Source organism: Streptomyces sp. SID14478, from assembly GCF_010548525.1.
Classification (GTDB): Bacteria; Actinomycetota; Actinomycetes; order Streptomycetales; family Streptomycetaceae; genus Streptomyces.
In genome coordinates this window covers 1-1,081 of record NZ_JAAGMG010000285.1, presented here as the reverse complement: position 1 = coordinate 1,081, position 1,081 = coordinate 1, and the positions used below count along the sequence as shown (strand labels likewise).

General features: G+C 75.6%; 2 pseudogenes. Both read left to right on the top strand.

Annotated features, from left to right (window positions below):
• Window positions 1-299, top strand: a pseudogene (locus G3I40_RS09850) (hypothetical protein); the annotation flags it as partial.
• Window positions 296-1,081: pseudogene (locus G3I40_RS09845) on the top strand (hypothetical protein); the annotation flags it as partial. The pseudogenes G3I40_RS09850 and G3I40_RS09845, both read left to right, overlap by 4 nt.

The window sequence follows — 1,081 nt, the reverse complement described above, 5'->3', positions numbered from 1 at the left end:
TGGAGCCGGTCCCGCCGCCCCGGCCCGGCGTCCCGCTCGCCGCGCAGGACCGATTACGGCGCACCACCGAGATCCTGCGCCTGCACGACACCTCCGGCGCGTCGGTCTGGGCCGCCCACGGACATGCGCGCCGCGCCGCGGGCCCCGCGGCCGACCGGATCCTCGACCGCCTCTGCGCCGTCACGCAGACCACCGTCGGCGCACTGGCCGAGTCCTGCGCCCTGCGGCCGGACAGCCCCGAACTGCTGACCCTGCTCGATGAGTTGTATCGGGTACGGGCAGTGGACACCGCGCCGTGAGCGGGGCGCGAGACGGCTCCGTCGACGTGCTGGAGCCCTTCGACTGGGACACGTTCGTCACCACGTACTGGGACCGGCGGCCCGTGCTGATCAGAGCCGGCGGCCTCGGGGCCGCTCCCTTCGACGCGCACGAGGTCTTCGAAGGTGCCGTCGGGGCCACGCAGCGGCCCGCGGCGGGCCGGGTGGGCTTCACCCTCGGGCCGCGCCACCTCGCCGACCCCGGGGATCTGCTGCCGCAGCCGGAGGACGGCTCCTTCGCCACCTACGACCGGCGCCTGCTGGGCCAGGTGGGCGACGAAACGTTCGCCCTCGTCGCGCGGGGTCTGCACGCCACCCACCATCCCGTGTGGCTCCGTGCGCGGAACTTCCTCGCCGCCCTGTGGGACCGGACGGGACAGCCGCTGCTCGGCGTGACGACCACCTTGTGCCACGGGACGCGCTCCCCGGCCCGCCTCCCGTCCATGCGGGCCGCAACGTTTCTCTACACCCTGCTCGGGCACGCACGGCTGCGCCTCGAAGGAGGCGGACGCTGGCGGGCGACCCGGATCGAGCCCGGCGACCTGCTCTACTGGCCGGCCGGTCAGCGCTATGCCGTCGAGCCGGGCGACCGGCCGGCGGCCGTGGTGCACCTCGGCATCCCCCGGACGGCGCCGCAGCCGGGCCACGGGCTGCGCAGCGTGCTCGCACCGGGGCCCAACCCGGCGTCCCCCCAGGGACTTTGGGGCGGCGACGACATCCTCGTACCCCACGAGGCGCCCCCGGACGCACTGCCCCCGGTGCTC